The organism is Paraburkholderia sp. RCC_158 (assembly GCF_041355255.1).
Taxonomy (GTDB): Bacteria; Pseudomonadota; Gammaproteobacteria; order Burkholderiales; family Burkholderiaceae; genus Paraburkholderia; species Paraburkholderia graminis.
The window spans coordinates 253,823-267,533 of the sequence record NZ_JBFUPM010000005.1 but is presented as its reverse complement, the minus strand read 5'-3'; the positions used below and the strand labels follow the sequence as shown (position 1 = coordinate 267,533).

Here is a 13,711-nt window from a genome sequence, read left to right as displayed (position 1 = left end):
CGATGAACGAGATAGCGGAATTCCACTACCGTTTGCCGATGCGCTCATCGGGCGTTCGGCCCGGCTCGCATCGTGGATCGAGCTTCGGCGCTGGCCAGGAATTCGCGATGCACGGGCGCCTCTTCGACTATCCCGATCCGCGCCGTCTCGATCTGCGGGCGAGCGTGCGCGCGGCGCGCTCCGAATGGCTCGTGCGGGTGCATTTGCAGCGCGCGGCGGTGCCGGTGCAGGTGCTTGTCGATGTGTCCGCGTCGATGCGCTTCGGCAGCCGTCAAACGAAACTGGAGGTGGCCGCGGATTTCGTCGAGGCATTGGGTTATAGCGCGTTTCGTGTGGGCGATCCGTTGGGCATGCTCGCCTTCGATCATGCTTCACGCGACGATCTTTTCATGCCGGCGCGCTCGGGCCGCGGCATCGGCAATCTGCTCGCGACGATGCTGCGCGGGAGTGAGAGCGCGGCGTCGAATGACGTCGGCGAAAGTGCGGACGCACTGCGGCGCGTCGCGTCGACGCTGGCGGGCCGTCAGGCGCTGGTCTTTATCGTCTCCGATTTCCACTGGCCGCTCGCGGCCTTACCCGCCGCGCTCGACTTGCTGGTGCATTCGTACGTCGTGCCAATCGTCATATGGGACGCAGCGGAGACCGTGCCGCCCGCGGGCGGTCCGCTGCTCGCGGTCAGCGATGCCGAGTCCGGCGCGCGGCGCACGCTGTGGCTGAGCGCCGGCGTGCGGGAGCGTTGGCGCGAAGGCGTTGCAACACGCCGCGGCGAACTCTCGCAGATGTTCGGCAAGCGCGCGATCCAGCCGTTTTTTATCGAAAGCGCTTTCGATCCGGAGGCCATGTCGCGCTACTTTCTGGAGGCCGTTGCATGAGATTCGGGGGAACGCTACGCCGCATACGGGCCGCGACGATCGTCGCTATCGTGCTGCTGCCTTCGCTATTGCCGTCCACGAACGCAGCAGCCGCGAGCGGCGCCGTATTCCAGCCGACCGTGCAGGAGCCGCGCGCATTCGGCTATCTGCTCGGCGATGTCCTCACGCAACGCATACTGCTGCAAGACGGCGACCGCGAGATTGGCTCGGTGACGCCGCCTTCGCTCGGCCGCACCGATACGTGGCTCGAGCGCCGGCGCGTTCGCACCGAGACCGACGACGAGGGCCGCCGCTGGATGGCGATCGACTATCAGCTCGTCAACGTGCCGACCGCGCTCACGCAGATTGCGTTGCCCGCGTTGACGCTGCCGTCGTCGTCGGGCGCGACGCTGCGCGTCGCCGAGTGGCCGATCAGTATCGATCCCGCGACGCCTGCGAATCCGTTCAATGCCGGCGATCTGCAAGCGCTGCGGCCCGACCGCCAGGCTTTGCCGCTGTCCACTGCGCCGCTGCGCCGGCAGGCCGGCATCGCTGCGGGCTTGTCGTTGCTGACCTTGTTCTCGTGGGCCGGCTGGTGGTGGTGGCGCAATGCGCGCGAGTCGGCGCGGCTGCCGTTCGCGCGCGCGTGGCGGCAAATGCGGCGCATGCAACGCGCGCAGCGCGACCCCGAGCCGCGCATGGATGCCTCCACGGATGCGTGGCTTTGCCTGCATCGCGCGTTGAACGAAACGGCGGGTCATGTCGTGCATGGCGGTTCGCTGCCGGCGCTGTTCGCGCGGGCGCCGTATTTGCAACCGTTGCGCGCGCAACTGGAGCAGTTCTACCGGCAATCGGCGGAACGCTTTTTCGTGCGCGCGTCGACCGCCGAGGCCTATCCGCTCAAGACGCTGTGCGAGGCGCTGTATCGCGCGGAACAGCGTCATCAGCGATGAACAATATGGCGCTCGACTTCGCTCATCCCTGGCTGCTCGCGCTGCTGCCGCTCGCATTGCTGCCGCTGCTGCCGCGCCGCGCCGACACGCTCGCGTTTTCGTGGATCGCGTGGCTGCCGGACGATCGCGCGGGACGCTGGATCGGCGCCGTCGCGCAGGGCAGCGCCGTGCTGGCGATGCTCGCGATCGTCGTCGGTCTGGCCGGTCCTGGGCGCTCGCATCGCGAGGTATTGCGCACGGGCAGCGGCGCGCAGATTCTGATTCTGATGGACCGCAGCGCCAGCATGGACGAGCCGATCAACAGCAAGGGCGTTGAGGTCAGCGCGGGCGAATCGAAGAACAAGGTGGCGCGCGCTTCGTTGACGGAGTTCGTCGCGCAGCGGCCGAACGACCGGCTCGCGTTCATGATGTTCGGCACGAGCCCGTTGCTGGCGATGCCGTTCACGTACGACCATCGCGCGATCGACGCCGCCATCGCCGGTACGAGCGTGGGCCGTGGCATGCCCGACACGCAACTCGATCTCGGGCTGCTGACTGCGATCGGCGAATTCAATCAGCAGCATTCGTCGAGCCGCCGCGCAATCGTGCTCGTGTCGGACGGCGGCGCGAAGCTCAATGCGCGTGTGCGTCAACTGATTGAAGACGGCCTGCTGCGCAATGACATCGCGCTCTACTTCATCTACTTGCGAAGCAGCATTTACAGTCCCGACCTGAATGCGAAGGTGCCGGCGAGCGAGTCGTCGGCGGAAGCGGAATTGCACCGCTATTTTCTTTCGCTGAAGACACCTTATCGTTTGTTCCAGACGGGTAATGCAAAAGCAATGAGGGACGCGATGGCCGAAATCAACCGGCAGCAGAATGCGCAGACGACGTTCGTCGAGCGTTTGCCGCGCGAGGATCTGAGTTCGTATTGCTTCGCGGCAGCGCTTGCGAGTTGCGTGCTGCTCATCGCATTGCGGTTCTTTCAGGTTCGGGTGTGGGCATGAAGCGCGCGTCGGTGCATATCATCTTCGGGGCGGTCGCGCTGTGTTGTGCGGCGGTGGCCGCTTATGACGGGCTGCGGTTGCGTCACGCGGAGGAGGTGAATCAGGTCGTGGCCGCCAGCGCTACCGCTACCGCCGGCAAGGCAGCCGCGAAGCAGGCGCCGCGCAACGCCGGCAGCATGGACGACGCGCCGCAAGTCAGACTCGCGCGTGCGATCGCGCTGTCGAAAGAGGGCGCTTACGACACGGCGGGTCCTCTCTTCGAGTCGCTGATTCGCGAGCAGCCCGAGAGCGACACTGGACGCGCTGCGCTGTTCGATCTCGGCAATCTGTATCTGCGCCAGGGCATCGGACATAGCCCTGCGGGCGCGGTCGAATCGCTTGCGATGGTCGAGGAAGCGAAAGCCCGCTATCGGAGTCTGCTGCGCATTGCACCCGACGATTGGGACGCGCGCTACAACCTCGAACGTGCGTTGTGGCTCGCGCCCGAGACGCGTTCCGCGTCAAGTGCGCCTGACGTCAAGGAGCAGCACGACATCAAGGTGCGCGACCCCGAAAGCAGGGACTTGCCGTGAGCCTGCGCGCATCCATGCGAGGCTTTTTTACTGGACGTCACTGGATGACGGCAGCCGCGCTCGTGCTGCTGATTCTCGCGCTTGCGATGCCGCCGGTCGCGTTGCCGCGGGATACGTCGAGCTACATCGTCACATTCGATATTACGCAGAGCATGAACGTAGAAGATGCGATGCTCGACGGTGCGCCGGTGAGCCGGCTCGTGTTCGCGCGTGCGGCGATGCGCGAGGCGCTCGGGCAATTGCCGTGCGGTTCGAAAATCGGCTGGAGCGCGTTCACCGGGCAGCGCAGTTTTCTGCTGCTGCCGCCCGTCGAAGTGTGCGGCAACTATGATGCGCTGCTGGCGTCGCTCGATCGGATCGACGGGCACATGCGCTGGACGAACTACAGCCGCATCGCCGAGGGCGGCGTTTATTCGGCGGTTCGCGTGGCGCAGGAGATTGGCGACAGCACGGCAGTCGTCTTCGTCACCGATGGCCAGGAAGCGCCGCCGCTGCTGCCCTCCGATGCACTCAAGCAGGACATCAATCCCGCGCACGTGAAGGGCTGGCTGATCGGCGTGGGCGGCGATCAGCCGGCGCCGATTCCGCGCAGCGACGCGCACGGCAATCGCATCGGCTACTGGCAGGCGGATGAGGTCGTGCAGGTTCCGCAGATGCATGCGTCAGCGGCTCATGCGGCCAGTCACGAGGAACGGTCCGCGTTGCAAGGGCATTATTTGAGCGCGGTGGCCGGGCAGGTCGGCTTCGGTTATCGGCGTTTGATGGACGCGGAGTCGTTGCGCGACGCGATGCTCGATACGCGGCTCGCTCACCGCGAAACGGTGCCGACCGATTTGCGCTGGTGTCCCGCGGTGCTCGCGCTGCTGCTGCTCGTCTGGCGCTTTCTGCCGGGGACTGCTGTTTCTCTAGAGACGATGCGGTTTGGTACGACGCCTGTTGCGCGAATCTTTGGCCCGGCGCGGCGCGCTCGCGCGATTAGCTCATCGCCTGCCGACAGCGCTCACTACGCCGCCGCGCACAACCGCGATCTGGTCGAATAGCGCGCTGCATACGCCCACTTACGCGGCTGCTCCGCGCAGATCGCGGATATGTTGATAGACGGTGGCGCGGCCCATTCCCAGCACGCTCGCCACATAGTTCGCCGCGCTCTTGCCTTTGAACGCGCCTTCGGCCCACAACGCTTCCACCAGTTCGCGGCGATGGTCGCGCGTCAGCGAATTCAGCGCGAGTTGACGCTCCTGAAGCCACGCGTGAAGAAACGTGTTGATGCGCTCCTGCCAGTCGTCCTTGAAGAGTTCCTCGGGTTGCTTCACGACGCCCGCACCTGAAATCACGCGGTCGATCACATGCTTGACGTCCTCGAACACGGCGATGTTGTAGTTCACGCACATCACGCCGACCGCCACGTCCGCGTCGTCGAATAGCACGGTGCTCACACAGCGCATGCGCCTGCCGTCCCAGTTGATCTTTTCATAAGGCCCGATCGTGCCGGACTCGACCGTGTGATCGATTTCCTCCAGCGCGGACTCGTCGCCGATCTCGCGCTTGGACAGATTGTTCGCGATGTACGCGACCGTCTGGCTGTGCAGGTCGTGAATGACGATCTCGACGTAGGGGAAAAAAAGCAGCGCGATGCCGTCCGCGACACGGCTGTATCGATCCAGAAGCAGGCGGCGCGTGGCCGTTGTCTTGGTCTTTCGCATAGGGCAGGTGGGTTCCGGTTTCGCAGAGGCTACAACGCGTCGGCTCGCGCGTCATTTTGCCATGAGCGACGCGTGCGGCCGCTTAGGCGGCATCGCTGCATCGACGCTATTGCGCGGTCAGATGCCTGAAGAGTTCGGATGCGATTGCCACGTCTTCGAGTCCAAGCCCAATCGAGCGGAAAAACGCGTGCTTCTCATAGGACGGCCGCGCCGCGATACCGGCGACGAGTTCGGGCAGATCGCCCGCCACGTTGCGTGCTTGCCAGCCGTGCTGCTCAATGGCCAGTTTCATTTCGCCCGCGCTTGCCGGAGTGGTTTGTCTGTAGTCGCAGTACACGTCCATTGCGGGAATCCACGCGGGCGGGATCTCGTGAGCGTTTGCCGCGTTCGTGCTGATCGATGTGATGAGCGCGGGCTTGCCGAGCATCCCGTCCGCCAGCACGGGCGTACCGGACGACGTGCACAGCGCGACGACGTCGGCGTCTGCCACGCAATCTTCAATGCGCGTGCAGATGTCGATGCGCTCATCGAGCGCCGTGATTTTCTTCTGCGTTATTTCGTCATCCTTTAGATCGCGCGAGAAGACGCGAATGGCAGTCCACGGCCTCAGCGCCGCGAGATGGCGAAGATGAGCCTGCGCCACCGCGCCTGCGCCGACGACCGCCAGCGTGCGCGCGTCGAGTGGCGCCATATGCTCGACGGCGAGCGCGGTGGTGCCGGCCGTTCGCTCGATGGTCAGCAGCCCCGCATCGCACCACATGAGCGGCTGGCCGGTTTGCATCGACATCAATGCGGTCCACGCGGTGATCACCGGCTTCGAACCGGTCACGATGTAGGGCGACAGCTTCGCGCCGAACACCTGAGCGTCCGACATCGCGCCGAGGTACGTGATGAAGTCGCCCGCGCCGCGCGGAAAGAGCGTGAGCGTTTGCGGCGGCTGCACGGCCGCGTCGTTCGCGAGCGCACGAAACATCCGCGTCAAGGCTCCGCGCACGTCGAGATGCGGTAGCGCTTTGCGAACCGTTTCTTCGTCGACGATCAGAGGAATCGCTTTGTCCGTATGTGTCGTGCTCATGTGCCTGCTCTCCGCAACGTTTGCCGGTATCCGGCGTCACGGCCATTCTAAAGTCAAAAAGTCCAGACTGGACTTTTATTTTAAAAATCGCTTGCTTTTGCCCGAGTCCAGAATAGACTGTTGTTCCAGAGAGGGCGCGGACGCGGATTTTCACCGACATTCGCGCGGCCTCTCCAGGCAGACAGGCGACGCCCATTCGTGCCGCTGATTCGCGATCCCCAACAGACAGGGAACCACCATGCTCCGCAAACTCCAACTCTCTCTTTTCGTCGCCGCTGCTGTTGTGGCCGGTGCTGTCGGTTCCGTCGGCACGGCCAGCGCGGAAACCCAGAACACGTTGCGCTTCGGCATTGAAGCCGCCTATCCGCCGTTCGAAAGCAAGACCGCCACGGGTCAATTGCAGGGCTTCGACGTGGACGTCGGCAACGCGGTGTGCGCGAAGATGGCCGTGAAATGCGAGTGGGTCGAAAACGCGTTCGACGGCCTGATTCCCGCGTTGCAGGCGCGCAAGTTCGACGTCATCAATTCGGCGATGAACATCACCGCCAAGCGCAAGCAGACCATCGACTTCACGCGGCCCATCTATATCGTGCCGATCGTGATGGTCGCGAAGCGCGGCTCGGGCCTGATGCCGGATGTGAAGAGCATGCAGGGCAAGCGGGTCGGTGTGCTGCAAGGTTCGTCGCAGGAAGATTTTCTGAAGGCGCATTGGGCGAACGCGGGCGTCTCGGTCGTCTCGTACGCGGATCAGGACCAGGTGTACACCGACCTCGTCGCGGGCCGGCTCGACGCCGCGGTGCAGGAGACGCAAACGGTGGAAGACGGCTTCCTGAAGAAGCCGGCCGGCCACGACTATGCGATTGCCGGTCAGCCGCTCAGCGATCCGGCCACGCTCGGCGAAGGAACCGGCTTCGGCTTGCGCAAGGGCGACAAGGCGCTCGCGAAGAAGGTCGACGCGGCGCTCGAGGCGCTGAAGAAAGACGGCACGCTCAGCGCGCTTTCGCAGAAGTACTTCAATCGCGACATCATCGCGAAGTAATGTGTTGCGGAGCCAGCAGAGCGAGCTTATGGATTTCGATGTGATCGTGCTGGGCGCAGGAATCGTCGGCGTGTCGGCTGCGCTGCATTTGCAGAGCCGGGGCCGGCGTGTGGCGCTCGTCGACCGGCGGGCGCCCGGCGAGGAAACCAGTTTCGGCAACGCGGGGCTGATCGAGTCGTCGTCGGTCGTGCCTTACGCGTTTCCGCGCAATCTCGGCACGCTGCTGCGCTATGCGCGCAACCAGTCGACGGATCTTTACTGGGACTATCGCGCGTTGCCGTCGTTCGCGGGCTGGCTCGCGCGCTTCTGGTGGGAGTCGTCGCCCGAGCGGCTGATGAGCGCCGCGCGTGACATGCTGCCGCTGATTCGTCAAAGCGTCGCGGAGCACGATCTGTTGATCGACCGCGCCGGTCTCGCGGATCTCGCGATCAGCAAAGGCTGGATGGAGGCGTTTCGCACGCCCGCGGAATTCGCGCGCAATGCGGCGGCCGCCGAGGCCACCGCGCGAACGCATGGACTGCGCGTGGTCGCGCTCGATGCAACGGTATTGGCGACGCACGAGCCCGGTCTCGCGGATGGATTCTGCGGCGCGCTGCACTGGCAGGACCCGAAAAGCATCGTGAATCCGGGGGCGCTGACGAAGGGTTACGCGCGTCTCTTCGAACAGGACGGCGGCACGTTGTTGACCGGCGATGCGACGACCTTGCAAGCACAAGCGGGCGCGTGGACCGTGCGGACATCGGCGGGCAGCATCAGTGCCAAAGAGGTGGTGGTGGCGCTCGGTCCGTGGTCCGACCAGGTGTTCGAACCGCTCGGCTATCGCATTCCGCTGCGCGCAAAACGCGGCTATCACATGCACTATCGGCCGACGAAGCCGATGCTGTCCATGCCTTACGTCGATTCCGAACAAGGCTACGTGGTCGCGCCAATGCAAGGGCGCCTGCGGCTCACCACAGGCGTCGAGATCGCGCGGCGCGACGCGAAGCCGACCGGCATTCAGCTCGAACGCGCGGAGCGCTCGGCGAAGTCCGTGTTTGGACTCGGCGAGCGGCTCGATGCGAACCCGTGGCTCGGCTTGCGTCCGTGCACGCCCGACATGCGGCCTATCATCGGACCGGCGCCGCGTCATACAGGTCTATGGTTTTGTTTCGGCCACAACCATCATGGATTGACGCTCGGTCCGGTGACCGGGCGGCTTCTCGCCGAAATGATGACGGGCGTAGAGCCTTTTGTGGACGCGCGTCCGTTTCGGGTCGAGCGGTTCGGGTAGACGTTTCGCGTTCAGTTGCGTCCGCTTGCGTACAACCCTCTAGGCTGCAATCGTTCCCGCAACGCGTTGCAGCACATTCATTGGACCGAGCCGCGTGATCGTTTGCATCTGCGCATCGTTCCTCACAAAAAGAGAACCGGCAAACCCCAATGCGTTGACTGCGATGCCCTCAGTGCTTTGGACAGAGCGCGGCACGAGCATCATCCATCGCGTGGTGACGAGCAGGTTGTAGGGCGCCGACTGCCGCGGTTCGCCGTCCACATCCACAGAGTGCAAACCGCTCGCGTCGAGCAAACGCAGATACGTATCGAACGCAATGCGGGCCAGTTCCTGCGGCCTATCCGCGAGCTTCTCATCAAGCGCGGCGAACGCATGCACAAAGCCGAGGCCGGGCACGGTGCAGACCGTGCCGTCGTTGCGCGCAGCCGCGAGCAACGGCTCGATCGGCAGATGAGGCGCGCTTTCGTCGAGTGGCAGCGGCACGATCTGCAAGTGCTTGTGCGGCTGACTCGCGCCGGCAGCCGGGCCGCCATTGTAAAAACCGAGGCTCTCGAACTGCGTGATGCAATCGAATAACGCGCGGAAATCCGCTGGATTCAGCAGGTTTTCCTGCAACTCGAAGCGGCGCGTCACGATCAGCAGATGGTGGTCGATGACGTTGAACTTGTTGAGCAGGACGATATGCGTGTCCGATAAATCGGCGACCAAGAGATCGGGCTCGCAGGGCAGAAAAGGATTGGCTGCGCGATTGCTTGGCGATTCCGTCTTGCGTTGTTGCGCGTGCTGCTCCTTGCGTTCGAGGCTCGACACTTGCCGGATCAGGAACCGCACGCCGCCGTCTTCAATCGTCACGAGGCGCGTCTGTATGCGACGCAACGCGCCGCAAGCCAGTGCATGCGCGGTTTGGCGCACGATGGCGGACCACAAGGTGCCGGATGATTCGCGAGGAGGCGTGTTCATGGCAATGAGCGGCTTCGGTTTTGCGCGACATGTAGCTTACTTTATACACTCGTCGCGCGAACGACGACCTAGCGCCTCAACTCCGCAATGATCTTCTCCGCGAGAAAATCGCAGGGCGGGCGCTTCGATGCCGTGCTGCGCGCGAGCACCACTTCGAGCGCCGCGATTTCGGGCAAGCCCTGCGCCTGGCCGAGCAGCGCGAAGTGCGTGGGAACGGCGCATTGCGCGAGCGGAACGACGGCGAGACCGGCTTCGGCCATCGACACGAGTCCCATCAGGCTCGGGCTTTCATACGACGTGCGATAGCTGATTCGCGCCTGTTCGAGGCTGCGGATCGCATTTTCGCGCGCGACGCTGCCAGGCAAGAACACCGCGATCGGCAAGGGCCTTTCACGCCAGATGTCGTGCGCGCTCGGCGACGCGGCCCACACCATCGGCTCGAGTCGCAGAAACTCGCCTGCCAAACCCTTCACGCGCGTCGCGCAGACGAGATCGACCGAACCGTCCTTCACCATCGGCGCGAGTGCGACGCTCGGCAGGCCGACCACCCGAATCTCAACCTTCGGATAGGTCGCGGAAAATTTCTTGAGGATGGGCGGCAGCAACGACGACGCGTAGTCGTCCGGCACGCCGATGCTCACGCGGCCGGTCACGTCCGGACGGACCACGGCGGCCCATGCTTCGTCGCGCAACGCCAGCATGCGGCGCGCGTAGGCGAGCAGCACTTCGCCGTCTTGCGTGGGCACGACGCTTCTCGGCTTGCGCACGAAAAGCGGCTTGCCGAGCGCGGTTTCGAGCGTTTTGATCTGCATGCTTACCGCCGACTGCGAGCGGTGCACGACTTCGGCCGCGCGGCTGATATTGCCGGCGTCCGCCACGGCGACGATCATCGTCATGACGTCGAGATCAAGAGCTTTCAAGGCGCGGTATCAGAAAAGTAGATGGATTCCATCAATATTACGCGATTTTCCTAAATGTTGACGTGCGGCATAGTGCTGGCAAAGGAGCCAGTGTATGAACGCCCGAACCGATTTCTCCCTGCTAGCCGCGCCCGAGCTGTCGTTTGCGACGATTGCGTCGGGCATTTGCGTGCCGTACGTCGAGTGCGGACAGGGTGAGCCGCTCGTCTTCGTGCACGGCTCGCTGTGCGACTACCGCTACTGGAGCGCGCAGACGGCGGCGTTGTCGGAGCATTTTCGCTGCATCTCCGTGAGCCTGAGCCACTATTGGCCGGCGAGCGAGGCGTGCATTCAGGGCGAATTCGGCTGGCAGACGCATGTCGCCGAACTCGCGGAATTCATCGAGGCGCTCGACATCGCGCCCGTGCATCTGGTCGGGCATTCGCGCGGCGGCTGTGTCGCCTTTCACATGGCGCGCGAGTATCCGCGGCTTGTCAAGACGCTTACGCTCGCCGATCCGGGCGGTCCGTTGCAGATGGACGGCATGGCCGAGGCCGCGCTGCCGGCCGCGACGAATGCGCTGCGCGCGCGCGTGGCGGAGTTGATCGAAGGCGGCGAGATCGAAGCGGGGCTCGAGCTTTTCGTCGACTCCGTTAGTGCGCCGGGCTCGTGGCGCAAGAGTTCGATTGCGTTTCGCACGATGGCCGCCGATAACGCAGCGACCTTGCCGAAGCAGTTTCGCGATCCGTTGCCCGCGTATTCGCGTGAGGCCGCGCGTAGCATCCAATGCAGAACGCTGTTGATCGAGGGCCAACGGAGCCCGCGTATGTTCCGCAACAACGTCGAGAAGCTCGCGGAGTGGATCGATTACGCGGACAAGCAGACAATCGCGGGCGCGTCACACGGCATGAATGTGTCGAACGCGGGCGCCTTTAATCGGCTCGTGCATTCGTTTGCGAGCTTCTGAGCGGCGGCGAAAGTTCTCTCAAAGACTTCTGGCGCCGGCTGCCGGCGCGCGCGGCCGCGTCGTGAGGAATCGGCTGCGAATCCAGTCTCTTAACGGCGCGACCAGCCGCTCCTGAAAGTACACAGCCGCGATGACCGTCCCAATCAGATACAGCGGATACGTCGCCATGCTCGGTATGACTTCTTTCGACGCCGCGACGCATTCGGAGAAATGCGCAGCGCACCATAGCGGCGACTTTCCGATCGAAAGCAGCTTCAATACTTTCATGAGAACCAGAAAGATCGGGACGTGAATCGCAAAGATGGACAGCGCCGAGTTGCCGAGACGAGTCGAGAGTGCCGCGAATCGCGCGGGCACCGCGAGTCCCGCGAAGACGATGACGAGCACCACTTCGGCCGGCATCAATGCGCCGTTGTGAACGACATAGCGCGTATTAAGCGGCCCGTGCGACTCGAGCCACGCGGCAATCGCGAACGAGCCTGCAAAGAAGAGCAATGCTGCGACGACCTTCGCCCGGCTTTCGTATAGTGCATTGAGTTGCCCCTCGCGAAACAGTCCATACGCCACGATACCCGCGAGAAATTCAGGCAGCCGCAGCACCGGATTGCGCGTGACGAAGCCGACCGCGGCTGGACCGTACCAGTGCATGAGCGTGGCGGCGACAGGTGGAATCAGATAAAGAACCCACAGCACGACCAAGAGCCGGTACTTGTTCCGGGCCTTGAGAAGGCGCGGCGCAAAGAATGGAAAGGCGAGATAGAAGAAGAACAATGTCGCCAGTGACCACGACGGCGGATTCACCGACCCATACAGCGGATACCACACCTGTAGCAGCAAGAGGTTCAGCACGTAATGGACGGCAGTTTCCGCAGGGCTCAGCGTAACGAAATGCTCTGCATCGTCGAGCGACATGATTGCGAACTGCTGAAACCCACGCGTGCCTGCCACTGAGACGAGAAGCACCAGCACAAGCGCGATGAGATGCACCGGGTAAAGATTGGACAGGCGCTTCACGAAGAATTCGCGTGTGCCGCCGCGCAGTTCAGTCGTGCGTCCGAAGTAGACGTGGGCCAGAATAAAGCCCGACAGAATGAAGAACGAACTGGTGGCGAATCCGCCGAGATTGGCCAGTTCGATCAACGGCAACGTCACGTACTGCGGGTACTGATGTATCGAGTGAAAGACCATCAGATAAACGGCGAGTGCGAAGCGCAGCACGTCGAGGCCAACGAACTTGTTCATCATCAGGTCCATGCGAGATGGGTTGCGATCTCAATCGGAATTCGTTTTGGATGACTAAAGGCGACGCCGGGCAAGAGGGTTGGCAATATAGCGAACGGCAAAATCGGAGAGTGCGGAAAAGGGTAGAAGGCAAAGGCTTGAGAGCGCCAGCGTGCCGATCTTTTTCTTGTAGCTCCAGAATGGATTGCCGAGGATCGAGCGGAAGTAACTATGCGACTGGCGGCTCACCCATCGCCAGCGCTTCGCGAACGGCGCCTGATAAACGGCGGAACAGAAGTACGACTTTTCGAGCGAGAAGTCATAGAAGCAAAGAGGGAGTTCAATGCCCAAACGCGCGCGCGCCATCTGCCGCAGAATCGCCCAGCGTTTGGTCAACGCCTTGGGTGCCTTGTCGTTGCTTTCCGAGTTCGCGAAATCGATCCCGCAGTTTTCCGTGCGATGCACGCGGTATGCGCCGAGCGATTCGGAAATCGTCGCGACGGCTCCGACCAGCGCGACACCGTAAATCGCATAGAAGTCCGCGCCGTAACGATTCACGTTGGCTTCCGGCACGGGGAATATCTTCCTTAGTGCGCTTGTCCGGTACGCGTTGCCCGATGCCGGCGGCGACGGATACAGCCAGCCCTGACGCAGCAGGCTGCCGCAGTCGCTCGGGGCCGCCGAATGCGGCACGTAAGTACCGGAAGGTTTGCCGGTCGGATCGATAACGTCGAGCCGGAATTGAACCTTGACGAAGTTGCCCGTTTCAAACACTCGCATTACGTTCGACACCGCGTGCGCATAGAGTAGATCGTCGGAATCGAGCAGCATGACGAATTCGGTGTCGATGATATTGACCGCGTCGTTATAGACGGAGACCTGGCCGCCATTCTGCTTGTAGAACACTTTAACGCGCGAGCCGTAGCTTTCAATGATGTCGCGAGAGCCGTCTGTCGATCCGTCGTCGATCACGAGCACCTGCGTCGCGGGATAATCCTGGGCGAGCGCTGAGTCGATTGCCTTGGCGAGAAAGCGGCCATAGTTGTAATTACAGATGACGATCGTCACGTTTTGCATATTTATTCACCACTGTCGTGAACCGCAACCGCACATCGGGTCGCATGGGACATTTGCCGAACTAGCACAAATCAATTTACCTTTCCGTTGGTTGCGCCGCCAACAAACGGTAATGCGATATGTGCGGTCGATAACACA

Annotated in this window: 14 protein-coding genes; 8 read left to right on the top strand and 6 right to left on the bottom strand. The window is 63.0% G+C overall.

Annotated features, from left to right (window positions below; genetic code table 11):
- The first annotated feature begins 2 nt into the window (after positions 1–2).
- Genes AB6809_RS12790 through AB6809_RS12770 form a run of 5 tightly spaced genes read left to right on the top strand, consistent with a single transcriptional unit; the run spans position 3 to position 4,402 of the window.
- The gene (locus AB6809_RS12790; protein WP_044020005.1) at positions 3–872 is read left to right on the top strand and encodes a DUF58 domain-containing protein; all 870 of its coding nucleotides are present in this window, start codon (positions 3–5) and stop codon (positions 870–872) included.
- A complete protein-coding gene (locus AB6809_RS12785; protein ID WP_371026784.1) occupies positions 869–1,804 on the top strand; it encodes a calcium incorporation protein MxaA in 936 nt (311 codons plus the stop codon). Before AB6809_RS12790 ends, AB6809_RS12785 begins: the two co-directional genes overlap by 4 nt.
- Entirely contained in the window at positions 1,801–2,790 is a 990-nt protein-coding gene (locus AB6809_RS12780; RefSeq protein WP_029965954.1) for a VWA domain-containing protein, read from the top strand. The genes AB6809_RS12785 and AB6809_RS12780 overlap by 4 nt, the downstream gene beginning before the upstream one ends.
- Positions 2,787–3,362: a tetratricopeptide repeat protein gene (locus AB6809_RS12775; RefSeq protein ID WP_371026783.1), complete on the top strand. Its 576-nt coding sequence runs from the start codon at positions 2,787–2,789 to the stop codon at positions 3,360–3,362. The genes AB6809_RS12780 and AB6809_RS12775 overlap by 4 nt, the downstream gene beginning before the upstream one ends.
- 44 nt (positions 3,363–3,406) lie before the next feature.
- A complete protein-coding gene (locus AB6809_RS12770) occupies positions 3,407–4,402 on the top strand; it encodes an MxaL protein (protein ID WP_371026782.1) in 996 nt (331 codons plus the stop codon).
- Between the two features lie 18 nt (positions 4,403–4,420).
- Here the strand turns inward: AB6809_RS12770 and AB6809_RS12765 are convergent, their stop codons facing one another.
- Positions 4,421–5,065 carry a transcriptional regulator gene (locus AB6809_RS12765; RefSeq protein WP_006046623.1) on the bottom strand — a complete coding sequence of 215 codons (645 nt, stop codon included), beginning with the start codon at positions 5,063–5,065 and terminating at the stop codon, positions 4,421–4,423.
- A 106-nt stretch (positions 5,066–5,171) separates the two neighbouring features.
- Positions 5,172–6,140, bottom strand: a complete 969-nt coding sequence (locus AB6809_RS12760; protein ID WP_107707486.1) for an ornithine cyclodeaminase family protein — start codon at positions 6,138–6,140, stop codon at positions 5,172–5,174.
- A gap of 238 nt (positions 6,141–6,378) precedes the next feature.
- On the opposite strand from AB6809_RS12760, the gene AB6809_RS12755 reads away from it, so the two are divergent.
- Both AB6809_RS12755 and AB6809_RS12750 read left to right on the top strand, forming a co-directional pair.
- Positions 6,379–7,179, top strand: coding sequence for an ABC transporter substrate-binding protein (locus AB6809_RS12755; RefSeq protein ID WP_006046625.1), 801 nt, complete (start codon positions 6,379–6,381; stop codon positions 7,177–7,179).
- Positions 7,180–7,207: 28 nt separating this feature from the next.
- Entirely contained in the window at positions 7,208–8,449 is a 1,242-nt protein-coding gene (locus AB6809_RS12750) for an NAD(P)/FAD-dependent oxidoreductase (protein ID WP_371026781.1), read from the top strand.
- 39 nt (positions 8,450–8,488) lie between these two features.
- Here AB6809_RS12750 and AB6809_RS12745 read toward each other — a convergent pair whose 3' ends face one another.
- Positions 8,489–9,409 carry a DUF4922 domain-containing protein gene (locus AB6809_RS12745; RefSeq protein ID WP_371026780.1) on the bottom strand — a complete coding sequence of 307 codons (921 nt, stop codon included), beginning with the start codon at positions 9,407–9,409 and terminating at the stop codon, positions 8,489–8,491.
- A gap of 68 nt (positions 9,410–9,477) precedes the next feature.
- Positions 9,478–10,299: a LysR substrate-binding domain-containing protein gene (locus AB6809_RS12740; protein WP_307260939.1), complete on the bottom strand. Its 822-nt coding sequence runs from the start codon at positions 10,297–10,299 to the stop codon at positions 9,478–9,480.
- Positions 10,300–10,423: 124 nt separating this feature from the next.
- Here AB6809_RS12740 and AB6809_RS12735 point away from each other — a divergent pair, with 124 nt between their 5' ends.
- Complete coding sequence (locus AB6809_RS12735; RefSeq protein WP_107707483.1) at positions 10,424–11,275, top strand: alpha/beta fold hydrolase; 852 nt, start codon at positions 10,424–10,426, stop codon at positions 11,273–11,275.
- An 18-nt stretch (positions 11,276–11,293) separates the two neighbouring features.
- On the opposite strand, the gene AB6809_RS12730 is transcribed toward AB6809_RS12735, so the two are convergent.
- Both AB6809_RS12730 and AB6809_RS12725 read right to left on the bottom strand, forming a co-directional pair.
- Complete coding sequence (locus AB6809_RS12730; RefSeq protein ID WP_114158024.1) at positions 11,294–12,517, bottom strand: acyltransferase family protein; 1,224 nt, start codon at positions 12,515–12,517, stop codon at positions 11,294–11,296.
- A gap of 54 nt (positions 12,518–12,571) precedes the next feature.
- On the bottom strand, positions 12,572–13,573 hold the full coding sequence (locus AB6809_RS12725) for a glycosyltransferase family A protein (RefSeq protein ID WP_006046631.1): 1,002 nt from the start codon (positions 13,571–13,573) through the stop codon (positions 12,572–12,574).
- Positions 13,574–13,711 lie beyond the last annotated feature (138 nt).